Raw genomic sequence first — 24,719 nt, 5'->3', positions numbered from 1 at the left:
CCGCCGTTCCGGCCCAAAGCAAAACCCTCCGACCCAAAGGGAGCAACAACCATGCGTTATCTCCACACCATGCTGCGCGTGCGCAATCTCGATGTCGCGCTGAAGTTTTACCAGGATGCGCTGGGGCTGAAGGAGGTGCGGCGGATCGACAACGAGAAGGGGCGGTTCACACTGGTGTTCCTGTGCGCGCCTGACGATCTCGAGGCACTGAAAAAGCAGCCGCCGACGCGCGGCGCGCCGCTGGTCGAGCTCACTTACAATTGGGACGAGGAGAAGTATGGCGAGGACCGCTTCTTCGGCCATCTCGCCTATGAGGTCGACGACATCTACGCCACCTGCGAGAAGCTGCAGAAGGCCGGCGTCACCATCAACCGGCCGCCGCGCGACGGCAACATGGCCTTCGTCCGCTCGCCCGATCTGCACTCGATCGAGCTGCTGCAGAAGGGCGAGCCGAAGGCGCCCGCCGAGCCCTGGGTTTCAATGCCGAACACCGGGCACTGGTAGGCCCTGCCAGCAGGAACCACGGCCGCTCCCTAGCGTTCACCCCTACGACAATGCAATGGAGGAGAACGCAATGGGACGCGGAATTTTGCTGTGGCTGCTGGGTGTGCCGATCCCGGTGATCATTCTGTTGTGGCTGTTTTTCGGCCGTTGATATCAGCGCAAACGCGTTTAGCGTTTGTCGCTCCAGCGCAAACGCGTTTAGCGTTTGTCGCTCCGGCGCAAACGCATCTTGCTGATGTCGCATTCGGCACCCCGCAATGAAAGCTCCGCTCGGCCGAGCGGAGCTTTTTGCATGAGGGGCGCGCGGCAATCGGCGTCGCTGCGTGCGGCGATTTCGGCTATCACCCGCAGAACTCGTAGCCCGGATGGAGCGCAAGCGTAATCCGGGGCGCTTTCCGCGGCGGCGGTCCCGGATTTCGCTACGCTCCATCCGGGCTACGACAATCATCATGCCGCGGGAGACGCTCGATGCCGGACACACAGCTGACGATCTGGGGCCGCGCCAATTCGGTCAACGTGCAGAAGGTGCTGTGGTGCCTGACGGAGCTCGCGCTGCCCTATCAGCGCATCGATGCCGGCATGGCCTACGGCAAGACCCGCGAGCCCGAATATCTCGCCATGAACCCCAATGCGCGGGTGCCGACGCTGGTCGAGGGTGACTTCTCGCTGTGGGAGTCCAATTCGATCATGCGCTATCTCTGCATGGCGCATGGGCGCGGCACGCCTGTCTATCCGGAGGCGCCGAAGCTGCGCGCCGGCGTCGACCGCTGGCTCGACTGGACGCTGTCGACGGTGCAGCCGGTCGACCGCCCGGTGTTCTGGGGCATCGTGCGCACGCCGCCCGCCGAGCGCGACATGATCCAGGTGCAGAAGGATGCCGATGCCGCCGCCGAGGTCTGGGCGATCGCCGATCAGCTCCTGGCGAGCCGGCCCTACATGGAGGGCGACGCCTTCACGCTCGCCGATATCGCCGTGGGCGCCTATGCGCGGCGCTGGCTCGGGGTCGAGGGCATCACCCGTCCGGCGCAGCCGAACCTGACGCGGTGGCTCGCCGGGCTCGGCAAGCGGCCCGGATTTGCCGAGCATGTGGCCCCGCCGATGTCGTGAGCCGCGCTGGCGCGGCTTAAGGCTTGGCGAGAGCACGATGAATCGCCGTGAGCGCGCAAAATGGCCCGCACCTAGCGCCTACTGTGCATGGGGTTGTTTTCGCGTTTTGGTTTGAAGGCCTAGTGCCAGGTGCGCTCGACGGTCACGACGATGGCGATCAGCGCCAGCGTCACCACCACCGTGGCTATCCTTGCGGTCCAGGACAACCCGCGGCCGACCCACCACAGCAGCGCGCAATACATCAACACGGGCACCAGAAGATCGAGCCGCACCAGATCCGGTGACATCGACCTCAGTGCCTGACCGTGGTGTCGAGGCGGACCGCCCCGCCGATCTTCACGCAGGTGCCCTCGACCATGGTGAAGCCCTGGCCATAGGCGGCGCAGGCATTGGCCTTCGCCGTCCCGCTTGTGCCCTTGAGCGGCAGGGTCTTGGCGGACTGCGCCTGGTCGGTCGGCGGCAGGCGCAGGGTCTCGGCGCCGGCGGCTTGGGTCATCGCGAGCGAGGCGAGGATGAGGAGAGCACGCATGCGGCCCTTGTAGCGTGGCGCGCTACCTGGCGCCATCCGGCGGCGGTCAGAGGAACCTGACGCCGGCCGACTTGCCGCGGCGCCAGACCACCTGGCAGCTGCGCCCGGTCCGCGCGTCCCGCGCAAAGGCCATCCGGATCACGCCCGGAAGCTGGCTGGCATCCTCGTCCAGCGTGATCCTGGCGCCCGAGGGCGAGATGTCCCGGACCAGGCAATGCCGCGCCGCGAATCCGCCGTCCAGCGTGATCCAGGCGTGCTGCGACAGCAGCTTGCGGGCTGCGCGCTTCTTGGGCTGAGGCATCGGCAAAAATATCTCCCGCGTCAGCGCTAGCGCAAGGAACCCTAAGAAACCGTTGAAATCGCGGCCCGAACCAGCCCGGGGCGTTCTATCCACCGCCGGCCAAAGAGCCTGCCGGAACGGCTTGCCCGCGGCCGCAAAGGCCACTATACGTTCGCCCGCTGCAAGCCGCCGGGCACGACTCGGACGGCCAGCGGGCCTGTCGCCATCAGCGGCGTGGCCTTGCGTTTGCTCCCTTCGTCTATCGGTTAGGACGCCACCCTTTCACGGTGGAGAGAGCGGTTCGATTCCGCTAGGGAGCGCCACGCAGCCGGCCCGACCTAGATCGCCTTGATCTTGAGGAAGGCGAAAGCCACCATCTTCAGCAACATCCAGCCATGTCGAAACCTCGAGATCTGGGTCTCGCCATAGGTGCGCGCGGCGTAGCGGATCGGCAGATCCACCGATTTCAGATTGAGCTTCGAGGCGCCGAAGATCAGGTCGAAATCGCCGAACGGATCGAAATCGCCGAAATAGGCCTTGCCGGCCTTCAAGCGCTGATAGTCGCTGCGGCGCAGAACCTTGGTGCCGCACAGCGTGTCCGTGTAGCGCTGATTGAGCAGCCAGGAGAACAGATACGAAAAGATCTTGTTGGCGATCAGGTTGAGGAAGCGCATCGCGCCGTCATCCATGGGGTAGACCAGGCGCGATCCGTTGATGAATTCGCCCTTGCCCGACAGCAACGCCTCGGCGAATTTCGGAATCTGCTCCGGCGGCATGGTCAGGTCGGCATCGAGGATCACCAGCACGTCGCCGCGCGCAGCATCGAAGGCGGTGAAGACGGCGTCGGCCTTGCCTTTGCCGGGCTGACGCATCACCTTGATGTCCTTGGACGGGTAGGCCTGTTTGACCCGCTCCATCTCCTCGAAGGTACCGTCCTGGCTGTGGCCTTCGACGAAGATGATCTCGATATCGTTGCAAAAATCGGGAATGCGTTGGACCGCAGGCTCGATATTGCCGCGCTCGTTGCGCGCCGGGACGACGACGGTGGCCGAGGCGAATTCTTCCCTCGCCTTGAGGCTGGAGCGCGCCACCAGATAGTGCCGCAATGCCAACTGGCGGATCCCCGGCAACACGCTGACGAAACGATTGAGAAGGCGTCCGAGCCCGAACATCCGGACCGGTAAGAGCACCCGCTGCTCCCACTTCACCGGATCGAAATCCGCAAGCCTGGCAAGGCTGCGCAAATCAGGCGGCGACAGCACGTTCTGCTCGGGATGCGGCATCCGCAGGCCGACGAATTCGGCGAATTTGAGCACCGGGTACCAGAGATGGGAGAAGTAGCCGATCACCAGCCGCGTATCCCGGGTGCAGAGCGGATGGAGCTGGGCGATGAATTTCTGGCAATCCTCAAGCGAGCCGATCGTATCGAGGACGAGGATGTAGTCGAACGGGCCCTGCAGCGCCTCGAGCGTCACCGGGTCCTCGGCATCGCCATCGACGAAAATGAGATCAGGATGGCGCTGCCGCGCGATCGCAATTTGCTTGCGACAGAAATCGATTCCAACGCCATATGACGGCGCGAGGCTCGCAAGCGTATCACCGACGCCGCAGCCGATGTCGAGCACGCGAGTGCCGGCCGGGATCAGAAACTGGAGATAGCGCTCATCCTCGTGGTGGAAAAAGCTGTTCTTTTCCCGCCATGCCACGCGATCCGTAGCAATGCGCTCAGCGTGATCGAGAATGCCCGCTTTCCGCGGCGACAGGCAGCCGGACGTCACGGTCATGTCCAATGCAAGACACAGGCCTGGTTGAGCCCGCTCGAACTGAAACCAATCGCGAAACCAAATGCCGCTGCGCAAGACGACGCAGCCATGAAAATAGCCATCAACATGGTCCCCCCAGACCTCGCGGTACACAAGCGCAACTGGGAGACGAGATCAACAGGAAGATGGTCGGCGAGCGACGACGCGAGATCGGGCCTCGGGCCCCTCGAAATCCGCCATCCAGGCTTGAACCTCCCCGCCCTTCACCTCCGACCAACGTCGGAAGGAAACCGCCCCGCCCGCCGCGATGGCGTCACGGACGGCAAGATCGGTTCGGCCCATGGAGCAGCGCAAATCCACCAAGAACGACCAGTCGGGCGTCCCGTCGGCGACGAGCGCGCCTCCCACTTGGATGCATCGTGCGACGTCCTATTCGCCCGACCGGCGCGCCAAGATGCTGGAGCACATGGCGCGCGCCAGATCGGTGCCCCAGCATCAGCCCGCTGTCGCACCGGTGCCGGCACGAAAGAGCGGCCTGGACATCCTCGGCGATCTGTTCGGCTATATCGTCCTGTTCGGCGCGATCGCCATTCTGTGCATGTCGCGCATTCCCCTCTATCTCGGCGCGTTTCTGTTCCTGGCCGACGATGCGCGCATCGAAGGCGCCTTCGCGGCGGTCGGCGTCCGGTTCGAGCCCGATACGGTCGGGCCCGACCTCATCAAAGCGTTCGCGTCGTGGTTCGGATGGATCGCCCTGCTCGCGTGCTTGCGAACTTCCGCCCCGGTCTGGCTTGCGCCGCTCCTGCCGGCGTCGCAGTCGTGGGCCAACATCGCCGGCATCGCCCTGGCGCTCTCCGTGGTCGAAGCCCTCGGATCGCTTGCGATGCGACGTGCTCGGCTGCGGTTCGGATGGGAGGTCGGGCTCGACGGCCTGACTGTTACGACCATCAAATTCGTGATCGCCATCGGTGCGTTGCTGCTGGTGGTGCTGCTCGGCGCCGTTTGAAGACCTGGTCCGGTCCGGGCGAGGCCGCCCGTTTACCGGAAATTTACCCCTGCTCCTGAGCTCCGGTATCATTTGCTTAGAATTCGATTGCTACCGTGGAAGTACGGAAACAATCCGAAACACAATTTGAGCGCCCATGTCCGTCGCAGAGTTCCTCAGGCAGCGTGCAGTGGAAGTGACGGTGGACGGCAGCTATTCGCTGCCACGCTGGTACGATTGCGAGGGCAAGTTGCGAAACTTCGCCTGCCGCACCAAGCGTGTCTCGCCATTCCGCATGATCGTGGACGTGCCGGTCGTCGGCAAGATCGGCGAGCGCGTGACCTCCTACTTCCAGGATTTCGGCGAATTCCAGGGCACCATCAGCGCAACGCTGAAGTCGGGCTTCCTGATGGAGCTCGAGATGACGCGGGCGCGTCGCGCCTGGATGTCGGAAAAGCTGACCTGGCTCGAGAAAAAGCAGAGGGATGAGAGCGTCCGGGAGCTGCGGCGCGAGGCGCGCTTCGTTCCGCAGGCCTCCCACACCACTCTGACGCTGGCCGACGGCAGCGGTCATTCCTGCTTCATCATCGACGTCTCCACCGCCGGCGTCGCCATCTCCTGCGAATATGACCCGACGATAGGTACCCCGCTTGCAGTCGGCGCCTGCGTCGGGCGCGTCATCCGCAAGTTCGACAATGGCTTTGCGGTGAAGTTCGCCGAGAAGCAACAGCGCGACCACCTCGTCCGCTTGCTTGTGCGGCAGGCCGCGCCGCAGCCGGCTTGACGCCGAAGCTCAGCCTCCTGCGGTCAACCGACTTGCCCAAGCGACTTGCCCAAGCGACTTGCCCAAGCGACTTGCCCAAGCATCGCTGCCCTATCCCGGCCCCAATGCAGGATCAGCCTTCGACGGTCCGGCGCACCGGACCGTCATTTGCAGACTTGCGATCGGGGGACCGGATGGCAGTCGACAGGATCACAGTTGACAAGATCACTTGGGACCGGGTCGGCCGGGTGACCGAGCCTGGACGCTACATGTACACATTCGGCTGGCTGACGATCACGGCCGGCGATCTGGATATCTGGAAGCAATACCCGCAAGCCGCATTCACGCTGCTCGCAAACGCTTCCGAGTTGGACCAGACCATCGCCGGGGAATTCCATCTCGGCGCCTTCGACGTCGCGCCCGACGCCCCATCGCCGTTCACCACGCATTGAGCGCCGCAAGCGGCGGCGTGGTCGTCTATGCGCTCGGCGCAGGCGAGAACGGGAACGCATGGCATGCGCATTGCTTAATATTTGCCATGATGCAGATCCCAGCCGTCGACCAGGCCTTCCTGCTGTTCCTTCTCGTCTCCTGTCTCGGCACGTGCCTCGTACGCGCCCTTTGGGAGTTGGAGCAGATCCGAGCCCGCCGAATTGCGTCACCGCCGCGCCAACGTGTAACCAAGCGCGACTAGGGACTCGCGCTGTCCGGGCGAGACTTCACGCTCGCCTCTGGACTCGAAGCCCGCAGACGTGCATCGTGAAGAAACTGGCACACCACCTTGATCCAACTTAGCAATTCCAGTCCAAGCGCAACCGGGGGACGGTTACCAAGGACGATAAGGCGGTCGTGTCATGCAGTTGATCGCACTGGTATTCTAACACGTAGGGCCCTGATGAACGCCAGCTGTCACGCTTGTTAAGCGACGCGATAGCCGGTGCATGACAGATGGTCGCACTGCTGCGAGTGGATAAGCCGGCCAAGGGAACCTATTTCGACGCCGATGTACCTGATTGAAGCGTTACCCACCGTCATCGGAACGGCGGCCGTCGCCCCAGCACTGCTGATGCTGTGGCTTGTGATTGCGGCTGAGGAACGTCCCGGACCGCCAGCCCAGGTCTGGACGGCATTCCTGCTTGGCGCAGCCAGCATTTCGCTTCTCGGCCTCGCCCGGGCCCCGTTCGCCAAGATGGTCGCCGCGCCCGAAAATCCCTGGGCGGAGCTTGCCATGCATTCGGTCTTCGGCGTCGCGCTGCCCGAGGAGGCGGTGAAGGTGATCGCGATCGTGCTGGTCTCCTCGACCAAGCGGCGGACCTTCGCCAATCCCATGGATACCGTGGTTTACGGCGCCGCCGTCGGCCTCGGTTTCGCGGCGTACGAAAACCTCGCTTATCTGGTCCAGCACGCCGAGATGTGGCGATCGCTGGCGGCGCTGCGCAGCGTGCTCACCGTCCCGTTCCATGGCGCACTCGGCATCATCGCTGGCGCTTACCTGACGATCGCGCGTGCCGGCACGGCACTGGGCGCGAACCGCCATCACCGCGACTGGGCCCGCCTCTCCAGCCGCCTGCTGATCTTCGCCGGCCCGCTGGCACTGCATTCGGCCTTCGACTTCCCGCTGCTCACGCTCCAACGCATGCCGGACCTCGATCCTACCTTGCGAATGTGGCTCGGCGGCGCGAGCCTGCTGATCGGCTTCAGCTCGATTGCCTTCGCCATGCGTCTGGTGCGCCGCGTCGCACGCCATCACGCGCCCCGCACCGATATCGCGCGGGAACGTCTCAGCCAGCTGCGCCGGATGTGGGCGCTGTGGCTGGCGGGCGGCGGCGGCGGCTTCCTCGGCCTCGCCTTCGTGCTGACCTCGATCCACCACTGGCTCATCAACCCCGAGCGCAATTTGACGCTGGCACTGATCCCGATCGGCTTCGTCTCGATTCTGCTCGGCCTTGCGCTGTTGGTCGTTACGACCGCGATCTACGTGCTCGGCCGCAACCGCATCCGCACAACTGGCGAAGGTTTTTCGTCAGCGCACGGCGGCGGTTGATCCACCGCATGGCAAGCGTCGTGTATGCGTACTAGATTGAATGTACATCTTCGATCTGGAGCTTACCGATGACATCGCCTGAGGAATTTTCACGGCTGCAATCTGCGATGAGCAAGGCGGTCAAGGCGCATTGGAAGGCCTTTCTGTTCGAAGGCATTTTGCTCGCCGTGCTCGGCATTGCCGCGCTGATCCTGCCACCGCTCGCGAGCCTCGCCGTCACGATCTTCCTCGGCTGGATGTTCCTGATCAGCGGCATCGGCGGATTGATCGCGACCTATTGGGCGCGCGCCACGCCGGGCTTCTGGTGGTCGCTGATCTCTGCGGCGCTCGCCGTACTTGCCGGCATGTTACTGCTGGCGCGCCCGATGCAGGCCGTGCTGACGTTGACCATCGTGCTCGGCGCCTATTTCCTCGCCGAGGGCGTCACCACCATCATGTACGCCCTGGAGCACCGCCGCGAGCTGAGCGGGCGCTGGTCGTGGCTGCTGATCTCGGGCCTGGTCGACATCGCGATCGCGTTCATGGTGATCACGGGACTGCCTAGCTCGGCGGAATGGGCCATCGGCGTGCTCGTCGGCATCAATCTTTTGTTCGGCGGCGCCACCCTGATCGGCATGGCGCTGGCGGCGCGCAAGAGCAGCAGCTGAGGCACCTGGCGCATGCGCGCCGATTGGGGGGTGACAACCCGCTGGCGGCGCGCTATATGACCGGCCATGATCACCGTCGCCACCAGCTATTTTTGGTACTTTAGCTACGACAGCTTGCTGGCGGCAGGAGGATCGCGCTCAATCTAAGGTATTGAAGCAAAAGTCCGAACAGCCGCCAGGCCTGGCGGCTTTTTTATTGGCCGGCAGGTTCTCGAAACAGACAGGAGCCCGCCGTGCTGAGCACGACCGACGATCTTCGTATCCGCGAACTGAAAGAGCTGAGCACGCCCGAGGACGTGATGCGGGAGGTTCCGCGCACCCTCACAGCCACGCGTGTGGTCATGGCTGCGCGCAACGCCATCCACGCCATCCTGGGCGGCCAGGACGACCGGCTGCTGGTCGTCGTCGGTCCCTGCTCGGTGCACGATCCCAGGGCCGCGCTCGACTACGCCGAGCGCCTCGCTAAGCTGCGCGAAGACCTCGCCGACCAGCTCGAGATCGTGATGCGGGTCTATTTCGAGAAGCCGCGGACGACAGTCGGCTGGAAGGGCCTGATCAACGACCCCGATCTCGACGGCAGCTTCGACATCAACAAGGGCCTGCGCCTCGCGCGCAACGTGCTCTCGGCCGTCAACAATCTCGGCCTCCCCGCCGGCACGGAATTTTTGGACATGACGACGCCGCAATACATCGCCGACCTCGTCTCCTGGGCTGCGATCGGCGCGCGCACGACCGAAAGCCAGATCCATCGCGAGCTGGCCTCGGGTCTGTCCTGCCCGGTCGGGTTCAAGAACGGTACCGATGGCAACGTGCGCATCGCGGCGGACGCGGTGAAGTCGGCCTCGCATCCGCATCACTTCATGGCGGTGACGAAGCTCGGCCGTTCGGCGATCGCCTCGACCGCGGGCAACGAGGACTGCCACATCATCCTGCGTGGCGGCGCCAAGCCGAACTACGACGCGGCAGGCGTCGCGGCAGCGTGCAACGAACTTTCAAAATCAGGCGTCGCGCCGCTGGTGATGGTGGATGCCAGCCACGCCAATTCGAGCAAGAAGCCGGAAAACCAGCCGCTGGTCATGGCCGACATCGCGGGCCAAATCTCGGGCGGCGAGAATCGCATCATGGGCGTGATGATCGAGAGCAATCTCGTCGCGGGCCGTCAGGATGTGGTACCGGGCAAGCCGCTCGTGTACGGCCAGAGCATTACCGACGGCTGCATTGATTGGGCGACAACGGCCACCGTGCTCGAGCAGCTCGCTGATGCGGTCGAAATCCGCCGCAACACTGCGCGCGCCGGACTGCACGAGCGCTCCGCGTAATCAGGGACCAACGCGGGCGGGGCGACGCTGCTCGCGCCCTGCCCGCTCTTGTTGCTAGCAGCCGCGGCAGATGCTCTTGATCTTCTTGTCGAGTGCCAGGTTTTCCTTGCTCAGGGGATCGTTGGGATCGCTGCTGATATTCTTCTCGTTCGGAACGTCGCCGGCACGGGGCTGTCGATGGCCGACGGGCGCCTGCGGCACCGATCCCGAGCTTGCGCCACCTGACGTCGATCCCTTGGCGGCGGGTTGGGCAATCGCCGCTCCGCCAAGCAAGACCACGAGCGATGCCGCCACCATGATCTTCTTCATATCCGTACCTCCATTCCTCAAACCGCCGTCCCCCTGACCCGTTCACGCTTCGGGCGGATAGAGATGAACATCGCCGCAATAGTCGACGATACGATAGCGCGTTTCCGTCCTCGCATCACCAGCATCGACTGCGGTATTTTGTGCCGCCAACACATAATTCGGCCCGATCGGTGATTTGCCGACGCCGCCGGGAATGTCGATCACGTATTCGGGCTGACACAGTCCTGACACCCGTCCACGCAGCTGCCGCATCAAGTCCTGCCCTTGCGCCAGCGTTGTCCGAAGATGCGCCGTGCCCGGCGCGAGATCGCCGTGATGCAGATAGTAGGGCTTGATCCGGCATTCGACGAAGGCCCGCATCAAATCCGACAAAGCGGCGACGTTGTCATTGACGCCGCGCAAAAGCACGGACTGGCTCACCATGGGAATCCCGGCATCGACCAGCCGCGCGCAGGCGGCGCGGGCCGTATCCGTCAGCTCGCGTGCATGGTTGGCATGCAGCGCGACCCATGTGGTCGCGCCCTCGACCTTGAGTGCTGCGACCATGTCCTCGCTGATACGCGCAGGGTCGGCCACGGGCACGCGGGTGTGAAGGCGGATGATCTTGACGTGATCGATTGCAGCAAGATCGGCCATGATCTCGCTCATGCGACGCGGCGACAGCATCAGGGGGTCGCCGCCGGTCAGGATCACCTCCCAGATCTCGCTGTGCGCACGAATGTAGTCGATCGCCGCGCGATAGGCGCTGTCCGAGAGTGCGTTCTCCTTGCCGGGGCCGACCATCTCGCGGCGGAAGCAGAAGCGGCAGTAGACCGCGCAGACATGGACGAGCTTGAACAGCACGCGATCGGGATAACGGTGCACGATGCCCGATACGGGCGAATGCGGGTGATCGCCGATCGGATCGGCATTCTCACCCGGCTGCATCTGGAGCTCCGCAGCGGCGGGAACGAACTGGCGCGCGATCGGGTCATCGGGATCGGCGGGGTCGATCAGATCGACCAGCGCCGGCGTGATCGCAACTGCATAACGCGCGGCCACGCGTTCCAGCGCGGGCAGCGCCGTGACAGGGGCGAGGTCCGCAGCCACGAGCTCGGCCGGCTCGCGCAATGTCTTTGCAAGATTGGTCTTGGTCATCTCTCATCCGCAGGCGGTGTCCATACCACCTGATCAATCCGTGTTGCGCCGCTTGCCAGCATCACCAGCCGGTCGAAGCCGAGCGCGACGCCGCTGGCGTCAGGCATTTGGGCGACAGCGGCCAAAAAGTCCTCGTCCAGCGGATAGGCCTCGCCATAGCGTCGCTGCTTCTCTGCCATCGACTCCGTGAAGCGCTTGCGCTGCTCTTCAGCGTCGGTCAATTCGCCAAAGCCGTTGGCGAGCTCGACGCCGCAGGCATAGACCTCGAACCGTTCTGCGACCCGTGGGTCGTCAGTCTTCACCCGCGCCAGCGCCGCCTCTGGAGACGGGTATTCGAACAGAATGGTCAAACGCTCCTGCCCCAGATGCGGCTCGACATGTTCAACCAGGACCTTGCTGAAGATGTCCGACCAGGTGTCGTCCTCGGCGACCCGGACCTTGCCGTCGGCCGCTTGAGCGAGCGCGGACCGGTTACCGCTGTTACCCGAGATTGTCGATAGCAGGTCGATTCCAGCGAAACGCTCGAACGCGCCGGCAACTGTCAACAGCTCCGGCTCGGCGAATGGGTCGGAGGTGTGGCCCCGGAAGGCGAAGGTCCCGATTCCGGTCGCCTGGGCCGCACTGGCGATCACGACCACCGTGTCCGCCATGATAGCATCGTAGGGGGCCCCCGCCCGGTACCATTCCAGCATGGTGAATTCGGGCAGATGCAGGTCGCCGCGCTCGCGGTCCCGGAACACCCGGGCGAACTCGAAAATCCGTTGCTCGCCGGCGGCCAGCAGCTTCTTGCAGGCGAATTCGGGCGAAGTCCGCAAGTATCGGCTGGCTCGGCTGCCGTCGGCGCGGATGATCTCGGTCCGGGGGGCGTGCAGATGGGTCTCATTGCCCGGGGAGACCTGGAGAACCGAGGTTTCCACCTCGACAAAGCCCTGCTCGGCGAAAAAGCCCCTGACAGATCCGGTAACGGCCGCCCTGGACTGGAGGAACGGCCGCCGGTCGAGGTGCCGCGAGGGGGTCCAGAACGGCGATATCGGCTTGTCCCCAGCCATCAACCGAACGTCCCCTGCACCAGCAAAGTGCTGGCATCCAACGGCAAAATCAGTATGTTGCGGCCCGAAACGGGCGCCGAGGTCTGATTTGAGGCCCCAAGTCCCCCATCGATTTGACCACGTCCTGGCCTGAGCCGGGCCAAGCAAGCAGGAAATACAGCTTTGAGAGTCATCGCCAGTTCTATTCGCAAGGGCAACGTGATCGAGCAAGACGGCAAGCTCTATGTCGTCGTGAGCGCCGAGAACATCCATCCCGGCAAGGGCACGCCGGTCAGCCAGATCGAAATGCGCCGAATCTCGGACGGGGTAAAGATCTCCGAGCGCTACAAGACCACCGATCAGGTCGAAAAGGCGACGATCGAAGAGCGCAACTACACCTTCCTGTATGAAGATGGCGACGGCTTCCACTTCATGAACCCCGAGACCTTCGATCAGGTCCAGGTTTCCAAGGACGTCGTCGGCGATGCCGCCGCCTATCTCCAGCCGGATATGACCGTCAAGCTGTCCATGCACGACACCAACCCGGTGTCGATCGCGCTGCCGCAGCGCGTGACGCTGGAGGTGGTGGACACGGAGCCCGTGACCAAAGGCCAGACCGCGTCCTCGTCGTACAAGCCGGCGGTGCTGTCCAACGGCGTCCGCACCACCGTACCGCCGCACATCACGGTCGGCACCCGCATCGTGGTGATGACCGAAGACGGCTCCTACTCCGAGCGCGCCAAGGACTAATCCGGGGGCTGGGCCAAGGGATCGGGGATCAGGGCAAGTGCCGCCGGGGGGCGAGACAGTGGTTGGGAAGAGTTTCCGCTTCGTCTCGCTGTTTCTGGCGTCGCTCGCACTCCTCACCGCCACGCCGGTCGCTGCGGACGAGATCCGCAGCCCTTCGCTCACAGCCCTGCGCGTCGATTGGCGCGCAGCGCTGGACCAGCTCCGCACCGAGATCAACAGCCGCCCGCAGATCGCGGGCGATTTCATCTTCGTGCCGCGTCGGTCGGTGCCGCGTTTTGATCCGCGGGGGATGCCGGCGCTGGTGCAGCTCAATGCGATCTCCTCGCAATTCTACACCGGCATCGCCCGCAGCTCGGTTCCCGTGCTGCTGCCGTTCGATGCTGCCGCCTATCTCGAGGCCCAACGCAACGGTGCCCCGGCCACATCAGTGCTTTCGCGCTACCAGGCCGATTTCAATCCCATCGACATGTTCGACGCCGGCCCTGCCGGTTACAGCGCAACGTTCTCACTCGAGCCCGGTGCCGGCGACGGCATGCCGGCCCGCGTGTTCGCAAAGCCGGTCGAGATTCAAATCACGGGATCCGCGCTCGTCTACGACATCGCCGATCCCGCCGGCGGCAAGGGCGAGCCGGTCAAACCGCTGGCATCCATCTATCCGGATCTGCGGAAGTTCATCCGCGAGGGCTATGTGCGCTACGCCTTCACGCGGTTTGGTGTGGCCTATGTGGTGTCCATTCAGTGCCTCGACAGCGTCGCAAAACCGCGGCGGCTGGCGTGCAAGGAGGCCTATCCGGTCGCCGAGCGCTTCCTGAAGGCGCTCCACGTCGCCGGCGGCCAGCGCATGCGGCCGCTGATGGACGTTGCCTCCTACGTGATCGATCGCCCCGCCGCGCGCTCGGCGGATTTCGGCTACCGACCCAGCGGCGACATCATCCCGAACACCGGCTATCGCAAACAGGGCGGCCACCCTGATGTGATGGCCTATGCGCAGATCCGCTTCCCGCTCGAGAAGGCGCCGGCCTACGTGCATTCGCAATCCCACGCCAAGCGCAACAAGGATGACCGCCCGACCGCCTATCCCTGGCGTGACAATTTCTGCGAGTCCCGCAGCTTCGAGGTCTGGCAATGCGGCGGCGGCTTCGGTCACCAGGGCGAGGACATCCGCGCCGCCGACTGCCCCTCGCCCGGCGATGCCCGCGAGCCCTGCGATCCCAAGCAACGCGGCGTCGTTGCCGTGCGCGACGCCATGGTGATCCGGACCTCCAAGGATCAGGCTGCGATGCTCGAAGTGAACAGCCGCACCGAGCACATCCGCTTTCGCTACATGCATATGAATCCGCAGGCGTTGAACGCCGACGGGGTGCTCAACGGCCGCATCGTCGCCGAGGGCGAGAAGATTGGCGTGATCTCGAACTATCTCGATCATCCCGCAGGCACGTCAATGCACCTGCATTTCGACGTCCAGGTGTTCACTCGTGACGGCTGGATCTGGGTCAGCCCCTACGTTACGCTGGTCTCGGCCTATGAGCGCCTGATCCGCGCCCGCGGGCGCGAGATCGGCACGGAGATCGCCGGCACCCCGCAACCGGTCGCGCACGCGCTGCCCGAGGACGTCGTCAAGCCCGACCTGCGCGAGGGATCGAGCAGCGAAGAGAACTGAACGGCCGGCTCCCGCCGCCGCGCTTTGATGACCCGTCGATGCCAGCGCCCCAGGCCGCCGGATCGGATTTCGGACCCGCCCCGCACCGCCAGACCTTCCACTGGCCCCAGAATTGCTTTGCTCCCTCCCGGACAAACAGGACGAAGGGAAGCACATGCGTTATCTCACCACGGTGGCTATTCTGGCCACTGCTCTCGCTGCGCCGACACACGCGCAGGAGCTGACCGGCACGCTGAAGAAGATCAAGGACACCGGCGCGATCACGCTCGGGATACGCGACAGCGCCGTGCCCTTCAGCTACATCGACGACAAGCAGAAGATCGTCGGCTACGCCGTCGACATCTGCATGAAGATCGTCGACGAGATCAAGACCGAGCTCAAGCTGGACAGGCTCGAGGTCAACGAGAGCATCGTCACCTCATCCACTCGCATCCCGCTGATGGCGAACGGCACAGTCGATCTCGAATGCGGCTCGACGACCAACAACGCCGACCGCCAGAAGCAGGTATGGTTCACCAACACGCATTTCCTCACGGCAAGCCGCTTCGTGTCCAAGAAGGCGCTGAAGCTCGACCAGGTCGACGATCTCAAGGGCAAGGCCGTCGTCTCGGTCGCCGGCACGACCAACATCAACCAGCTCACCAAGGCCAACCTGGCCCGCTCGCTCGGCATCACCGTCATGAGCGCCAAGGATGTCCCCGAGGCGTTCCTGATGGTCGAGACCGACCGCGCCGCGGCTTTCGTCATGGACGATATCCAGCTTGCGGCCATGATCGCCTCTTCGAAAGACCCGTCGCTCTACGCCATCAGCAACGGCGCGTTCTCCGATCCGGAGCCGTATGGCATCATGCTGCGCAAGGATGACGTGCCGTTCAAGACGGTGGTCGATCGGGCGACCGCAAACCTCTACAAGAGCCCAGAAATCGAAAAGATCTACAACAGATGGTTCATGGAGCCGGTGCCGCCGCGCGGCCTGAACTTCCACGTCCCGATGCCGGCTTCGCTGAAGAAGTCGTTCGAAAATCCGTCCGACAATCCGGATCCCGCGTCTTACGGAGGCTGAGGATAATTTGCGCGGCCCGGATGGCGCGTAACGACATCCGGACCACGGTGGTCACTCCAGATACGTGGTCAGCTCGGCGCCCTCATCCGCCACGAACACGGCGATCAGTTCGGCAGGCTCCGTGATGCTGGCATTTGCGGAGACCAGATGCGTCGCGCCCGGCGGCTCGAAGAAGGACTGCCCGACGCCGAACGTCTCGACCGGACCGCCACCGAGCTGGGAGCGGATCGCGCCCTTGGTGATGTAAGCGGTCACTGAACCCGCATGCCGGTGCGGCCGCGAAAACCCGCCGGGGCCGTAGAACACGCGCACGATAGTGACGCGTTTGCCCGGCACATTGGGCAGCGCGTAGGAGCCGATCGGCTCGACCTTGTCGAGCGGCGAGCTTTCTGCAGCGGTCGCACAGAGCGGCGAAAGCGCGCCTGAGACCGTATCCATCGTCACCGGCAGCGTCTTGCCAATCGCAAATGCACATGCAAGCCCGCCGACGATGGCCAAAACCATCGATGGCGATTGACGTGGCGCAGCCGCCAAACTCAAAGCCGTCATGGTCATTCCCCCGCTTCACTCAGGATGCCGCGGCATTGGCCGCGACCTGCCGCTTCGGCGGCGTCCAGCGAAAGGCCGCGCCAAAACGGTTCCAGACACTGATCGAGGCAATGGCCGACGTCAGGTACATCAGTTCGGTCTCGGAGAATTCACGCTGCACCTCGTCGTAGACCTCGTCGCCGAAGCGATCGGGCAGCAGGGTCAGAGCCTCGGCCCAAGCCAGCGCGGCACGCTCGCGCGCGGAATAGATCGGTGCCTCGCGCCAGACGGCGACCAGGTGGAGCTTGTCCGCAGGTATCCCGAGCCGCTCCGAGAGAAGAACATGATGCTGCACACAAAAGGCGCAACCATTGATTTGCGAGGCACGCAACTTGACCAGCTCGAGCAGTTGCTTGTCGAGCCCGGCCTTCGCCGCGACCTGACCGAGTGCCAGCACCAGATCGAACGCATCGGGCGCGATCCGCTTGAAATCCTCGTATTCGCTGCGCGCGTGTGACATTGCGGTTCACCTCGTGATATTGTAAGAGTACTTATATCCTATAAGAGCTCGTATATTATGCACAAGCCGGCCAGCATCACGAAATCGAAACCGGAGCGGAGGGCGTCCGGCGAGGAGGTCGCGGTGCGCGTTCCCGCGCCCGGCGAGGGCAAGCGCGGCGAGCAGGGCTATCTTGGCTACCTGCTACGCCAGGCCCACGCTGCCGTCCGGCTGAAGATGGAACGGACACTGGCCGATCTCGGCGTGACCTCGCCGCAATTCGCCGTGCTGACCATGCTGAATGCCTATCCGGGCCTGTCAGGCGCGGACGTCGCCCGCCTCACCTTCCTGACGCCGCAGACCGTCGGCGTGATCATCCGAAACCTCGAGCGCGACGGCGCGATTGTGATGACGCCGCATCCCGTCCATGGCCGTATCCAGCAATGGACGCTGACACCCCGCGGATCGACGCTCCTGAAGGCTTGCAGAGAGCGCGTGATCGGGTTGGAGAAGCGTCTGGCCAGTAGCCTCGATGCCAAGGCGGAGGCAAGCATTCGCCGCTGGCTCGCCAACGTCGCGACGGAGTTGCAGGAGGACTAGGGCAAGCTGGGATATCCGGCCACGCGCAGCTGTGGCCTATCCGCCCTTCAACACTTTCTTAACTTCACCGTCGGGCCAGTCTTCGCCGGCGGCGATCACGCGGACTCGGCTTTGATCCGTGCCATTGACCAGCACATGCGAGCTCACCCGGTCCCCGCTGGGCGCCAGGTGCAGCTCGGTTTCCGGTTTCCAGCTCAGCGTTGTCGCGAGATCACCAGGAAAAATCTGCCAGCAGGATCCATCGTCGAGCTCGACGACATGGCTTTCCGCATGCGCGCGTATCTTCATTCCACCCCAAAATCTCGTTGAGAAAGGCGGGCCCCGGCGGTCGGCCGGGGCCCTGCTGTGTCAATCGTTGTCGTGATGAATCACGGTCTTGCTGCGGTTGCCGAATTCATCTTCCTTCTTGATGACGGTGGTGCGGTCCGCGGGCTCACGCTCCTTGACGATGGTGGTCCGATCGCGATCGCGGTCGCGGTCGCGATACTCGTGGGACTCGCCGACCGTCACGCCGGCACCAACGGGGCCAACGTGAACGCCGACCTCATCCGCGAAAGCCGGGGCCGCAATAGCCGTGACCATGGCAGCTGCAAACAGATATTTCCTCATCTCGTTCTCCTCGGTGTTGTGCGAAGAGAATGCGAGCCTGCGACAGTTTGTTCCGGACGGAACATGGGCGCTGAGGAGGAGCCGTTCATGTTCCTGGAACCGCCCACAGCAGCGTGATTCCGGCTACAATGCACCTATGAAGCAAGCTGATTCCTCAGACAATCGCGTCACCCGCCGCGCCCTGCTCCAATCCACGCTTAGCGCATCGACGCTGCTCTTCGTGCCGACCCAGCTGCTAGCGTCGCCGCCCGGCTTCGATGAATGGCGCGAAGGCTTTCGTGCGCGCGCCATGGCAAAAGGCATCTCGGCCGCGACGTGGCAACGCGCGATGGCGCGGATCGAACCCGACATGAGCGTGTTCAGGCAAATGCGCAACCAGCCGGAGTTTCACGAGCAGGTCTGGCAATATATCAACCGCCGCGTCTCCGACTGGCGCATCATCAACGGCAAGATCGCGCTGAAGAACAACGAGGCACTGTTCGCGCGCATCGAACGTGATTTCGGCGTCGAGCGCGGCACGCTGCTGGCGCTGTGGGGCGTCGAGTCCGCTTACGGCGATCCGCTGGTGCAGCAGAACCACATGACGCCGGTGTTTCCCTCGCTTGCTGCGCTTGCCTGGAATGAGCCGCGGCGCAAGGCCTATTGGGAGGCCGAGCTCATCAATGCGCTGCGCATCGTCGACAAGGGCTGGAGCACGCCCGAAGAGATGCGCGGCTCCTGGGCTGGCGCGATGGGAAATTCGCAATGGATGCCCGAGGTCTGGCTCAATGTCGGCATCGACTATGACGGCGACGGCAAGGTCTCGCCGTTCGGCAAGCCCGACGACGCGCTGGGATCGACGGCAAAATATCTCGTCAATCGCGGCAAATGGCGCCGTGGCGAGCATTGGGGTTATGAGGTGCGCGCGTCCGGCGAGATGAGCGGCAGCCGCACCTATGCGGCGTGGCAGGNGGCGGCCGGCGTCACCCGCGCCGATGGCCAGCCGTTCCCGCAGCCAAATGCAACCGCCCAGATGTGGACGCCGGTCGCGGGCGGGCCGACCTTCCTGCTGGGACCGAACTTCTATGCGGTGAAGAGCTACAATCCCTCGATGAATTATGCGCTGGCGATTTGCCATCTCGGCGACCGCTGCCTCGGCGCGCCGCCTTTCATCCAGCCATTCCCCGGCTCCGAGCGCGTGCTGACGCTTGCCGAGGTGCAGGAGATGCAGACGCGGCTGACCAAGGCCGGTTTCGACACCGGCGGCACCGATGGTCGCGTCGGCAACGACACGATGAAGGCGATCAAGGATTTCCAGCTGCGCGCCGGCATCACGCCCGCCGACGGCTACGGCGGGCTGAAGGTGCTAGCGAAGCTGCGGCAGGGATCGTAGGTACCTGTCATTCCGGGGCTTGCGTAGCGAGAACCCGGAATCTCGCGCGACAATCTCCGGATTCCGGGTTCGAGGCTTCACCTCGCCCCGGAATGACCTCTTTGATTTCAGTGCCTGTACTGCGGCTCTTCCGCGTCGAGCTGGCGGCGGATCGCGGCGAGATGCAACCGGGCGGATTCGGAATCGCCCTCGCGCATTTGTTGGTAGGTCGCGGCCGCAATCGCGGGATCGACCGGCAACACCTTGCGTCCCGTCGACATCGCCAGCACCTGCACTTCGGCGGCGCGCTCGAGGTAGTAGAGATCGTCCCACGCTTCCGCGATGGTCGGCGCCAGCACCATCACGCCATGATGCTTCATAAAGACGATGTCGGCATCGCCCACGGCAGCCGCGATGCGCGCGCCTTCGCGGTTGTCAAGCGCAAGGCCGTTGTAGTCGCGGTCGACGGTCGTGCGCCCGTAGAATTTCAGCGCGGTCTGACCCGCCCAGATCAAGGGATCGCCCTCGGTCATCGACAGCGCGGTCGCATAAGGCATGTGGGTGTGGAACGCGACCTTGGCGCGCGGCAGGCGCTTGTGCATCTCGGCATGAATGTAGAATGCGGTTGCCTCGGGCTCACCTTCGCCGTCAAGGACGTGGCCGTGGAAGTCGCAGATCAGAAGCTTTGACGCCGTCAGCTCCCGAAAGGCATAGCCGTAAGGATTGACGAGGAAGAGATCATCGTGCCCGGGCACCACGGCCGAGAAGTGATTGCAGATGCCTTCCTCAAAGCCGTTACGCGCAGCCATGCGGAAGCATGCGGCGAGATCCTCGCGCGCGGCGCGGATCGCATCGGTCGCAAGGTCTGGCCGGTTCGAGCGAACGGCTGCGGGTGAGGAGGCGTGAAGGCTGTGCGCCATGGCGAAGGAGACCTCTTTCGAGCGGGAGACGGCAGCGTTTTACAGCGCCGACGCCTGCGCGTCAGCCCCTGCGGCCGCCGCCCTGCCCTGCGCCTTTCACGCCCGCCGCGGCACCCCGCCGGCATTCATGCCGCCATCGATCACGAGCTCGCTGCCGGTGACGTAGCGCGAGGCATCTGACGCCAGATACAGCACACCGGAGGCGATCTCCGCGGCCTGGCCGGCACGGCCGAGCGGGGTTGCGACCTTGGCGCGCTCTTCCGGATCGATTGGCGCGTTCTGGCCGGCGCCCGTCGCACCGGTCGGGATCTTGCCCCAGATCGGTGTATCGATGATCCCGGGATGAACGGAATTGACGCGGATGCCGTCGCCGGCGGCCGCGCACTCCATCGCAATCGATTTAGCGAACAGCCGGACGCCGCCCTTAGTCGCCGAATAGGCCGACAATCCAGGCGCACCGCGCAGCCCCGCCAGCGAGGACATCATGACGATCGAACCGCCGCCATGCTTGCGCATCAGCGGCAGGCAATGCTTCACCGAGAGAAACACGCCGTCAAGATTGATTGCGTTCTGCTTGCGCCAGTCAGAGAGCGTCATGTCGACGATCGAGGATACTTGGATGCCGATGCCGGCATTGGAGACGAGCACATCGAGCCGGCCGTAGCGCCTGGCGATCTCGGCTGCGATTTCGATCCAGCGCTCTTCGCTGCTGACATCCTGCTCCAGGAAGATCGCTTTGCCGCCGGCCTTTGTCACGCGCGTGGCGAGTTCGGGGCCGCGCAATTCGTCGATGTCGGTGATGACGACGGTCGCGCCTTCGCGTGCAAACAGCTCGACGATCGCCTCGCCAATGCCTGAGGCGCCGCCCGTCACCAGCGCTATCTTGCCCTCAACCTGCCCTGCCATGTTCAATCCCTTTTTTGTTGTTCGAGGTTTATTGTTTGAGGCGATTTATTACCATGCGCTACCTAATCACGGATGGCCCCTGGTCCGGAAGCGCGACGTCGATGACGCGGAATTGCACGCGCTCGGCGCCCTGGTAGCGATCGACTGACAATGACCCCGCGACATGCAGTTGTTGGCCGCGATTGGCGAGAAGCGCATGGCCCAGCTTCTGCCCGACCGAACGGAACGCGATGCCGTTGACGATCGCGCCGTCGCCGGACTTGAAGCGCAGCCTTAAGTGCGCCTGCCCGACCTCCTCGGCAAAGACGAGCTGATGCGCCGGCAGCGCCAGCACCGGCTCGGGATTGCCGCTCCCAAACGGTCCGGCACGATTAAGCGTGCCCGCAAGCTCCGTTGTCACCGCTCGCGCCGAGACCGCGCCATCGATATAGAGCTCGTTGACGTGGCGTGCTTCGGCGACGTCCTGCGCCAGTGCGTTTTCGAGATAGGCACGGAATTCGGCGAGCTTCTCCTTTCGGAGGGTCACGCCAGCGGCCATCGTGTGGCCGCCGCCCTTCAGCAGAAGGCCGTCAGCTACGGCCTGCCGCACCACCTTGCCAAGATCGACGCCGGCAATCGAGCGTCCCGAGCCGGTGCCGATGCCGCCGGGCTCGAGCGCAATCGCAAAGGCGGGCCGCGAGAACTTCTCCTTGAGCCGCGAGGCAACGAGGCCGACCACGCCGGGATGCCAACCCTCGGACGCCGTGACGATGACGGCAAGCTTGTCCTCCAGCCCGATCGAGGCCAGCGCCTCGGCTTCGGCCTGCGCTTCGGCGGCCTGTTCGATCACCCGACGTTCGCTGTTGAGGCGGTCGAGCTCGGCGGCGATCCGCGCAGCCTCAACGCTATCGCCCTCGAGCAGTAGCCGCACGCCGAGATCGGCGCGGCCGATACGGCCGCCGGCGTTGACGCGCGGTCCCAGCATGAAACCGAGATGCCAGGCTTCGGGCGGGCCGTTGAGCCGCGCCACATCCATCAGCGCCGTGTGGCCGACATGGTCCCGCCGCCGCATCGCGATCAGCCCCTTGGCGACGAAAGCGCGGTTCAGCCCGATCAACGGCGCCACATCCGCGACGGTGCCGAGGGCGACGTGATGCAGCATGCCGAGCAAATCGGGCTCGGGCATCCCCGCGTTCCAGAAGCCGCGCTGGCGCAGCTCCCTGTTGACCGCGACCAGCGTGACCAGCACGAGGCCGACCGCAGCGAGATGTCCAAGCCCCGAGAGATCGTCGAGCCGGTTCGGATTGACCAGCGCATCGACCTCCGGCAGCTCCGTGCCGGCCTGATGATGATCGATCACCACAACGGACATGCCCAGCCGTCTTGCTTCAGCGAGCGGCTCGATGCTGGTGGTGCCGCAATCGACCGTGACGAGCAGCGTGGCGCCCTTGGCCGCGAGCCCGCGAACTGCTTCCACGTTGGGGCCATAGCCCTCGAAGATGCGGTCGGGAATGTGGATCAGCGGGTCGAGCCCGCAATGGCGCAGGTGCCAGGCCAGCAGCGCAGCAGAGGTCGCGCCATCGACGTCGTAATCGCCGAAGATCGCGACGGTCTCGCCCTTCGCGGCGGCATCGGCGATGCGCTTTGCGGCCGCCTCCATCTCCGTCACCGTGAACGGGTCCGGCAGCAGCTTTCGGATGGTCGGATCGAGGAAATCAGCAACGGCATCGATGTCGACGCCGCGGCCTGCCAGCACCCGCGCCAGCAGTTCAGGCAGCTGGTGCTGCTGCACCATGGCAAGCGCCTTGGCTGCCCCTCTTGCGTCCAGCCGGTCGCGCCAGAGCTTGTCGGTGAGCGAACGCGCCACGCCCAGGAAGGCCTGGGGCATCTCGACGGGCAAGGCGGTGGTGGGCGGCGTCATGGCGAGAGCTGGCTGTTGGGAACTCGGGACCCGGGTGATCACGGAGGCCGGGTAGCCAAGGGATTTGGCCGGCAATCCCTGCGGATTTGCAACGGCCCGGCCGCACAAAGCGGTGGATGGCTGCCCAACCGGCCGGCGTGACTACCATTTAGGCACTCCGCCGAACAGCAAATTAAGCAGGCGTTAGGCGGAATCCTCGAAAAAGAATTGTATTCGATCTGTAGTTGATTGTTCCGGGTTCATTGCAGATCAAGACCTCATTGCCAAGGGAAGTCCCCGATGTCTGCTGCGCTGGGTCTGAAAACCAAATCGGTTGCCACCGAACCCGCCGACGACGATGCCGATATCTCCGCGTTGATCAACCGACTGACCGCGGAGGTCAACCAGATCGCGGTCGACAAGACCAAGTCGATCCAGCAGATCACCAACCAGATGAAGATGCTGGCGCTGAACGCGCTGATCGAAAGCTCGCGGGCCGGCGCCCAAGGCGCGGGCTTTGCGGTGGTGGCGCAGGAGGTGCGCGGCGTCGGCCAGCAGGTCGAGACCATCGCGCGCGAGCTCGAGACCCAGCTGACCAGGCGCACCGGCGATCTCGTCGCCTCGATCGAGCGCATGAGCCAGCGCTCGCGCGGCGAGCGCATGATGGATCTGTCGCTGAACGCGATCGAGCTGATCGACCGCAACCTCTATGAGCGCACCTGCGACGTGCGCTGGTGGGCGACCGATTCCGCCGTGGTCGATTGTGCCGCCTCGCCCGCCCCTGCCGCGGTCACCCATGCCTCCCAACGCCTCGGCGTCATCCTCGGCGCCTACACCGTTTACCTCGACCTCTGGCTCTGCGACCTCGACGGCAATGTCATCGCCAACGGCCGCGCGGATCGCTTTCGCGTCGTCGGCCAGAACGTCGCCCATACCAAATGGTTTCGCGAGGCGAAGGCCTTGCGCTCAGGTGACGATTATGTCGCCGGCGACATCGAGAACCAGCCGCTGCTCGGCAACGCCCAGGTCGCAACTTACTGCGCCAGCGTCCGCGCCGGCGGAGAGGCCCACGGTGCGCCGCTTGGCGTGCTCGCCATCCATTTCGACTGGGAGCCGCAGGCGCGCGCGATCGTGCAAGGCGTGCGCGTCGGCGACAGCGACAAGGCCCGCGTGCTGCTGGTCGACTCGCATTTCCGCGTCATCGCCGCCTCCGACGGTCAGGGCATCCTGGGCGAGCGCATCCCGCTCTCGCTCGACGGCCAGCGCTCCGGCTTCTACAATGACCGGACAGGCGCGATGATCGCCTTCCACGCAACGCCGGGCTACGAGACCTATCGAGGGCTCGGCTGGTACGGCGTCATCGTTTGCGGGGCGTGAAGGGCTGGGCCGGGTGTCCCGGCTCCTCAATCCAAATCGTGAAAACAACCCCATGCACAGTAGAGCATGCTGGTTCCACGAAGCTTGCATTGCCATTTGACACGTCGGGCAAGACACTGCCGCCCTGGGATCAACGCGAGGTCTGAGACCTCCTCTGCCTAC

General features: G+C 64.4%; 28 protein-coding genes, 1 tRNA gene and 1 pseudogene. 16 read left to right on the top strand and 14 right to left on the bottom strand.

Annotated elements, in window-relative coordinates; translation table 11 throughout:
* The first annotated feature begins 51 nt into the window (after positions 1-51).
* Together AOQ71_RS30255 and AOQ71_RS30250 are read left to right on the top strand one after the other, a co-directional pair.
* Complete coding sequence (locus tag AOQ71_RS30255; protein ID WP_057754696.1) at positions 52-504, top strand: VOC family protein; 453 nt, start codon at positions 52-54, stop codon at positions 502-504.
* A 468-nt stretch (positions 505-972) separates the two neighbouring features.
* Positions 973-1,611: a glutathione S-transferase family protein gene (locus AOQ71_RS30250; protein WP_057754693.1), complete on the top strand. Its 639-nt coding sequence runs from the start codon at positions 973-975 to the stop codon at positions 1,609-1,611.
* 119 nt (positions 1,612-1,730) lie between these two features.
* Here AOQ71_RS30250 and AOQ71_RS46415 read toward each other — a convergent pair whose 3' ends face one another.
* The 3 genes from AOQ71_RS46415 to AOQ71_RS30240 are packed head-to-tail and all read right to left on the bottom strand — an operon-like array spanning position 1,731 to position 2,441.
* On the bottom strand, positions 1,731-1,898 hold the full coding sequence (locus tag AOQ71_RS46415) for a hypothetical protein (protein WP_083514599.1): 168 nt from the start codon (positions 1,896-1,898) through the stop codon (positions 1,731-1,733).
* Positions 1,899-1,903: 5 nt separating this feature from the next.
* Positions 1,904-2,140 carry a porin gene (locus AOQ71_RS30245; protein ID WP_057756623.1) on the bottom strand — a complete coding sequence of 79 codons (237 nt, stop codon included), beginning with the start codon at positions 2,138-2,140 and terminating at the stop codon, positions 1,904-1,906.
* Positions 2,141-2,186: 46 nt separating this feature from the next.
* Entirely contained in the window at positions 2,187-2,441 is a 255-nt protein-coding gene (locus AOQ71_RS30240) for a PilZ domain-containing protein (RefSeq protein ID WP_057754690.1), read from the bottom strand.
* A 227-nt stretch (positions 2,442-2,668) separates the two neighbouring features.
* On the opposite strand from AOQ71_RS30240, the gene AOQ71_RS30235 reads away from it, so the two are divergent.
* Positions 2,669-2,743, top strand: a tRNA-Glu gene (locus AOQ71_RS30235).
* Between the two features lie 15 nt (positions 2,744-2,758).
* Here the strand turns inward: AOQ71_RS30235 and AOQ71_RS30230 are convergent.
* On the bottom strand, positions 2,759-4,204 hold the full coding sequence (locus AOQ71_RS30230) for a glycosyltransferase (protein WP_083514598.1): 1,446 nt from the start codon (positions 4,202-4,204) through the stop codon (positions 2,759-2,761).
* A 433-nt stretch (positions 4,205-4,637) separates the two neighbouring features.
* On the opposite strand from AOQ71_RS30230, the gene AOQ71_RS30225 reads away from it, so the two are divergent.
* The 6 genes from AOQ71_RS30225 (at position 4,638) to AOQ71_RS30195 (ending at position 9,941) form a co-directional block, all read left to right on the top strand.
* Positions 4,638-5,189, top strand: a complete 552-nt coding sequence (locus AOQ71_RS30225; protein ID WP_245317252.1) for a hypothetical protein — start codon at positions 4,638-4,640, stop codon at positions 5,187-5,189.
* 136 nt (positions 5,190-5,325) lie between these two features.
* Positions 5,326-5,952, top strand: coding sequence for a PilZ domain-containing protein (locus tag AOQ71_RS30220; protein ID WP_057754684.1), 627 nt, complete (start codon positions 5,326-5,328; stop codon positions 5,950-5,952).
* 173 nt (positions 5,953-6,125) lie between these two features.
* Entirely contained in the window at positions 6,126-6,383 is a 258-nt protein-coding gene (locus AOQ71_RS30215) for a hypothetical protein (RefSeq protein ID WP_057754680.1), read from the top strand.
* Between the two features lie 551 nt (positions 6,384-6,934).
* Positions 6,935-7,975: a PrsW family intramembrane metalloprotease gene (locus AOQ71_RS30205; RefSeq protein WP_057754674.1), complete on the top strand. Its 1,041-nt coding sequence runs from the start codon at positions 6,935-6,937 to the stop codon at positions 7,973-7,975.
* 68 nt (positions 7,976-8,043) lie between these two features.
* Positions 8,044-8,622, top strand: coding sequence for an HdeD family acid-resistance protein (locus AOQ71_RS30200; protein ID WP_057754671.1), 579 nt, complete (start codon positions 8,044-8,046; stop codon positions 8,620-8,622).
* A 233-nt stretch (positions 8,623-8,855) separates the two neighbouring features.
* Positions 8,856-9,941 carry a 3-deoxy-7-phosphoheptulonate synthase gene (locus AOQ71_RS30195; protein ID WP_057754668.1) on the top strand — a complete coding sequence of 362 codons (1,086 nt, stop codon included), beginning with the start codon at positions 8,856-8,858 and terminating at the stop codon, positions 9,939-9,941.
* A gap of 54 nt (positions 9,942-9,995) precedes the next feature.
* On the opposite strand, the gene AOQ71_RS30190 is transcribed toward AOQ71_RS30195, so the two are convergent.
* Genes AOQ71_RS30190 through epmA form a run of 3 tightly spaced genes read right to left on the bottom strand, consistent with a single transcriptional unit; the run spans position 9,996 to position 12,436 of the window.
* Positions 9,996-10,250, bottom strand: a complete 255-nt coding sequence (locus AOQ71_RS30190) for a hypothetical protein (RefSeq protein WP_057754665.1) — start codon at positions 10,248-10,250, stop codon at positions 9,996-9,998.
* A 42-nt stretch (positions 10,251-10,292) separates the two neighbouring features.
* Positions 10,293-11,387, bottom strand: a complete 1,095-nt coding sequence (locus tag AOQ71_RS30185) for a lysine-2,3-aminomutase-like protein (RefSeq protein WP_057754662.1) — start codon at positions 11,385-11,387, stop codon at positions 10,293-10,295.
* Entirely contained in the window at positions 11,384-12,436 is a 1,053-nt protein-coding gene (epmA, locus tag AOQ71_RS30180; protein WP_057754659.1) for an EF-P lysine aminoacylase EpmA, read from the bottom strand. Before epmA ends, AOQ71_RS30185 begins: the two co-directional genes overlap by 4 nt.
* 162 nt (positions 12,437-12,598) lie before the next feature.
* On the opposite strand from epmA, the gene efp reads away from it, so the two are divergent.
* The 3 genes from efp to AOQ71_RS30165 all read left to right on the top strand — a co-directional run bounded on the left by efp (position 12,599) and on the right by AOQ71_RS30165 (position 15,888).
* A complete protein-coding gene (efp, locus tag AOQ71_RS30175) occupies positions 12,599-13,165 on the top strand; it encodes an elongation factor P (protein ID WP_057754657.1) in 567 nt (188 codons plus the stop codon).
* A 37-nt stretch (positions 13,166-13,202) separates the two neighbouring features.
* The gene (locus AOQ71_RS30170; RefSeq protein ID WP_057754652.1) at positions 13,203-14,825 is read left to right on the top strand and encodes a peptidase M23; all 1,623 of its coding nucleotides are present in this window, start codon (positions 13,203-13,205) and stop codon (positions 14,823-14,825) included.
* 154 nt (positions 14,826-14,979) lie between these two features.
* Positions 14,980-15,888, top strand: coding sequence for an amino acid ABC transporter substrate-binding protein (locus AOQ71_RS30165; RefSeq protein ID WP_057754650.1), 909 nt, complete (start codon positions 14,980-14,982; stop codon positions 15,886-15,888).
* A gap of 51 nt (positions 15,889-15,939) precedes the next feature.
* On the opposite strand, the gene AOQ71_RS30160 is transcribed toward AOQ71_RS30165, so the two are convergent.
* Positions 15,940-16,437: a cupin domain-containing protein gene (locus AOQ71_RS30160; protein ID WP_057756619.1), complete on the bottom strand. Its 498-nt coding sequence runs from the start codon at positions 16,435-16,437 to the stop codon at positions 15,940-15,942.
* A 19-nt stretch (positions 16,438-16,456) separates the two neighbouring features.
* Positions 16,457-16,936 (bottom strand): carboxymuconolactone decarboxylase family protein, encoded by a 480-nt coding sequence (locus tag AOQ71_RS30155; RefSeq protein ID WP_057754647.1) that lies wholly within the window; start codon positions 16,934-16,936, stop codon positions 16,457-16,459.
* A 57-nt stretch (positions 16,937-16,993) separates the two neighbouring features.
* On the opposite strand from AOQ71_RS30155, the gene AOQ71_RS30150 reads away from it, so the two are divergent.
* Entirely contained in the window at positions 16,994-17,515 is a 522-nt protein-coding gene (locus AOQ71_RS30150; RefSeq protein WP_205668274.1) for a MarR family winged helix-turn-helix transcriptional regulator, read from the top strand.
* A gap of 36 nt (positions 17,516-17,551) precedes the next feature.
* Here the strand turns inward: AOQ71_RS30150 and AOQ71_RS30145 are convergent, their stop codons facing one another.
* Together AOQ71_RS30145 and AOQ71_RS30140 are read right to left on the bottom strand one after the other, a co-directional pair.
* Entirely contained in the window at positions 17,552-17,803 is a 252-nt protein-coding gene (locus tag AOQ71_RS30145) for a hypothetical protein (RefSeq protein ID WP_057754641.1), read from the bottom strand.
* Positions 17,804-17,863: 60 nt separating this feature from the next.
* Entirely contained in the window at positions 17,864-18,124 is a 261-nt protein-coding gene (locus tag AOQ71_RS30140; protein WP_057754638.1) for a hypothetical protein, read from the bottom strand.
* 136 nt (positions 18,125-18,260) lie between these two features.
* On the opposite strand from AOQ71_RS30140, the pseudogene AOQ71_RS30135 reads away from it, so the two are divergent.
* Together AOQ71_RS30135 and AOQ71_RS48830 are read left to right on the top strand one after the other, a co-directional pair.
* A pseudogene (locus AOQ71_RS30135) lies at positions 18,261-19,074 on the top strand (lytic murein transglycosylase); the annotation flags it as partial.
* Between the two features lies 1 nt (position 19,075).
* Positions 19,076-19,496 (top strand): peptidoglycan-binding domain-containing protein (locus AOQ71_RS48830; RefSeq protein WP_245317251.1); only part of this gene is annotated, 421 nt, incomplete at its 5' end.
* Positions 19,497-19,603: 107 nt separating this feature from the next.
* Here AOQ71_RS48830 and AOQ71_RS30130 read toward each other — a convergent pair.
* From AOQ71_RS30130 to recJ, 3 genes are all read right to left on the bottom strand, one after another.
* The gene (locus AOQ71_RS30130; protein WP_057754632.1) at positions 19,604-20,395 is read right to left on the bottom strand and encodes an aldolase; all 792 of its coding nucleotides are present in this window, start codon (positions 20,393-20,395) and stop codon (positions 19,604-19,606) included.
* 96 nt (positions 20,396-20,491) lie between these two features.
* Positions 20,492-21,301, bottom strand: coding sequence for an SDR family NAD(P)-dependent oxidoreductase (locus AOQ71_RS30125; RefSeq protein ID WP_057754629.1), 810 nt, complete (start codon positions 21,299-21,301; stop codon positions 20,492-20,494).
* 58 nt (positions 21,302-21,359) lie between these two features.
* Positions 21,360-23,201, bottom strand: a complete 1,842-nt coding sequence (gene recJ / locus AOQ71_RS30120; RefSeq protein WP_057754626.1) for a single-stranded-DNA-specific exonuclease RecJ — start codon at positions 23,199-23,201, stop codon at positions 21,360-21,362.
* A gap of 279 nt (positions 23,202-23,480) precedes the next feature.
* On the opposite strand from recJ, the gene AOQ71_RS30115 reads away from it, so the two are divergent.
* Positions 23,481-24,557, top strand: coding sequence for a methyl-accepting chemotaxis protein (locus AOQ71_RS30115; RefSeq protein WP_057754623.1), 1,077 nt, complete (start codon positions 23,481-23,483; stop codon positions 24,555-24,557).
* The last annotated feature ends 162 nt before the right edge of the window (positions 24,558-24,719 follow it).

Source organism: Bradyrhizobium manausense (assembly GCF_001440035.1).
Classification (GTDB): Bacteria; Pseudomonadota; Alphaproteobacteria; order Rhizobiales; family Xanthobacteraceae; genus Bradyrhizobium; species Bradyrhizobium manausense.
The sequence above is the reverse complement of the archived record's forward strand: the minus strand, read 5'-3'. Positions and strand labels throughout refer to the sequence as shown.